The 3,133-nt window shown below is 61.8% G+C and carries 3 protein-coding genes and 1 pseudogene; 2 read left to right on the top strand and 2 right to left on the bottom strand.

The window, feature by feature from the left end; translation table 11 throughout:
- The coding region (locus QMC91_RS09835; protein WP_300238063.1) for a DUF2115 domain-containing protein at positions 1-713 on the bottom strand (713 nt) is incomplete at its 3' end.
- 64 nt (positions 714-777) lie between these two features.
- Between QMC91_RS09835 and QMC91_RS09840 the strand changes: the two genes are divergently transcribed.
- Positions 778-1,587, top strand: coding sequence for a TrmB family transcriptional regulator (locus QMC91_RS09840; protein ID WP_300238064.1), 810 nt, complete (start codon positions 778-780; stop codon positions 1,585-1,587).
- Here QMC91_RS09840 and QMC91_RS09845 read toward each other — a convergent pair.
- A pseudogene (locus tag QMC91_RS09845) lies at positions 1,573-1,836 on the bottom strand (NAD(P)/FAD-dependent oxidoreductase); the annotation flags it as partial. The gene QMC91_RS09840 and the pseudogene QMC91_RS09845 overlap by 15 nt on opposite strands.
- A gap of 140 nt (positions 1,837-1,976) precedes the next feature.
- Here QMC91_RS09845 and QMC91_RS09850 point away from each other — a divergent pair.
- The coding region (locus tag QMC91_RS09850; RefSeq protein ID WP_300238065.1) for a radical SAM protein at positions 1,977-3,133 on the top strand (1,157 nt) is incomplete at its 3' end.

Consider the following 3,133-nt stretch of genomic DNA (forward strand, 5'->3'; position numbering starts at 1 on the left):
CGCATATCCGGGAAGGTCGGTTCCGTGCTCTGGACTGCCGGACAGTAAGGACAGAGGGCGAAGGGCACGTCGTCGGCCTTCTCCCTGACGGGGCAGAGGTAGGTTCCCTCCCACTCGTCGACAATCTGTCCGCCGGGGAACGGGGTGCCGACGGGGTGGGCGGGTTCTCCCATGACAAACATGGTGAACGCGGAGAGGAGGTAGTTCAGGTAGAGGTGGCCGGGATCCTTCTCCCGCGCCTTTTCCGTGCAGGCCTCCACAAGCATCGTGCAGTAGGCGCCAAGCAGAGGGGGCGGCGGTTCATCCAGCCAGTCTTCGTCGCCGCCGTTACGGGAGAGGAGGATGAGGCGGTGGTGTGCCAAAAAGATCTCGTCGCGGACGCTTCCAAGCAGGCGGTCGCGGTAGCCCTCGGGGAGGTGGTCTACCTTGCGCTCGAACCTGGCGTAGATCGTCTCGAGGTCGTGGAGGTCAAACTTCGTTACTTCGCCGGCGATGATCAAAAGCAGGTCGCGTTTTGTCCTTGCGGCCTGCATCCGGCGGCAGGTAGCCTGGATGCCATCCAGTGTCACCTGCCCCCGGCGCCCTGCAACTTCCCTGCCGTCTTCACTGAATGAGTCGATCAGCAGGTGTATGGCCTCATCGCGAGTTCTCTGGTCGGTTTGGCGGTCCCGGTGGAAGAACCTCTGGATTCGTTCGATGATCGTTTCTGGCATTCTCCCTGGAGGAGTATGATCTGTGTGAGGGTTTAAGAGTCGTGTAACTCTCATAGTAACAACTATGGATGGCCTGATCCGCAACCTCACGAGGCTCGGGCTGACAGATTACGAGGCCCGGGTCTACGCCACGCTTGTGGGGATGGGGGAGGGAAGCGCCCGCCAGATACACCTGGCTGGCGGAGTGCCGCGTCCACGGGTCTACGACATCGCCGAAGGGCTTGCCGGCCGGGGTTTCATCACCGTCCGGCGGGGGAACCCGCACGTCTACATCCCGGCCGATCCGGCCTTTGTCGTCCGCCGCCTCTCGGGCGATCTCGATACCGCGGCGACGGCGGCGCTGCAGCGACTCGCGACCCTCTCGCTCGATGCCCGGTCGAAGAACTCGCCGATCCGATACGTTCAGGGGGAGTGGGGGATCGAGCGTCACCTGGAGTCGCTCTTTGCCGGTCTCTCCCGCGACCTTGCGGTAGTCTGCCTGGACTACCGGGAGATCGGGGAGTTTTCCCGCCAGATTGCGGATGCCTCGCGGGACCACCCGGTGAGCGTCCTCCTCCCGAACGGGAAGCGCGGGATCGCAAAACCGCTCGGGAACGCCTCTCTATACATCCCGAGGCCTTTCTGCCCCTTCTTCCAGGAGAAGATCTTTGAGCGGATATACTGCGGGCCGATCCCGGTGGATGGCTCGGCGTTCGAGCTCGACTACATCTTCATCGCTGATGACCGCGTCTGCATGATCATCTACCGCCAGGACGGTCTCCGAAACGCAGTGGTGATAACCCTGCCGTTCATAACCTGTGTCCAGAGGCAGTTTGTGAACCGGATGATCGCAAACGCCGACTGTATCGGCGGCACGCCGTCATCCGGTGGATGAAGGCGGTTTCAATCCCTTTCTGATGGTATCAAAACCGACATGCTCGACGAACCGTGCGGTCCTCTCTCCCGCGTCTGCGTTGTCGCGGTAGTACTCCAGAAGACGGCGGACGAGGTCGAGCGCCTCATCTGGTGTGAGGTCTTTTGCGACGAGATCTCCGGTCCGGGGGCGGCCGCCTGAGTTGCCACCGAAGATGACCGTCAAGCCTTTTGCTGTCCCGAGAAGCCCGAGGTCCCGGAGGTAACTCTCGCCACAGAGTCGTCGATCCGGGGGCCGCCGGCAACCTCACCCCGGCGTCAACAATCCTTAAGTATTCTCAGGGGGGAGAGTGTATCCAGAGCGTCTCCCAGAACGATAACGTCCTGAGGGCACTGCAGGAGTGATACTGATTGTCAGATGATCGTATTCATGTACTTCCTGCGGTCCGGCGGTGGCTCGGGAACCCGGTTTCCCGGAGCGTGCTCCGCTTCGTTACGCAGGATGATGATTGCGGGGATCGTCTTACCAACGCCATCCGCTACTACCAGGGTTCGAGTGAAGGGTTGTGCTGGAGGTGCAGGCTGGCGGGCCGGATGGTGGGGTATACCCTCCACCGGAGCAGCCGCGTCTTCGGGGTGAACGAGGACGATATAAAGAAGGGGCTCAATGAGCCGGTCTTCGTGCGGGGACTCAAGAACGTGCTTGAGGGGATCGCGCGTTACGGTATCACGATACCTCAGATCGTGAACGCCCCCTTCCTTGTGGTCTGGGACTTCACCCACCGCTGCAACCTGAGGTGCACCCACTGTTACCAGGATGCGCAGAAAGCGCTCCCCCATGAGCTCGATACCGAAGAGGCAAAACGTCTGGTGGAGGAACTCGCGGATGCCGGCGTGGTTGTGATAGCCTTCTCCGGCGGGGAACCGCTGATGCGAAAGGACTTCTTCGAGGTGGCTGCCCATGCCCGCAAACACGGCCTCTATGTGGCGCTCGCCACCAACGGAACGCTCATCACCCCGGAGATGGCCGGGCGGATACGTGATGCCGGTATCGAGTATGTGGAGATATCGGTTGACGGCAAGGACGCGGCGAGTCATGACGCGTTCCGCGGGATGCCGGGGGCGTTTGACCGCACCATCGCGGGTATAAGGAACTGTGTGGAGGCAGGTCTCTATACCTGTATTGCAACCACGGTAACCCGGTCAAACTACGATCAGGTCCCGGATATCTACCGGCTTGCCTCAGACCTCGGTGTGAAACGGTTGATGTGCTTTAACTTCATCCCGACGGGGAGGGGGGTGGAGATGGTCGACCAGGACATATCTCCCGATGAGCGGAGGGACCTGCTGCACTACGCCCTCGCCCGGACGCGGGAGGGCAGCGGCCCTGAGGTTCTTTCCACGGCGCCACAGCTTGCTTCTGTGGCGCTTGAGGAAGAGGGGGGCGGGGTTCCCGTCGGTCACTTCTACGCCGGGGGTGCGATCCAGGGTCGGACGGCACTCCTCGCCGACTTCATCGGTGGTTGCGGTGCGGGGAGGATCTACTGCAGCATCGAACCGGAGGGGGA

Source organism: Methanoculleus sp. (genome assembly GCF_030019085.1).
Classification (GTDB): Archaea; Halobacteriota; Methanomicrobia; order Methanomicrobiales; family Methanoculleaceae; genus Methanoculleus.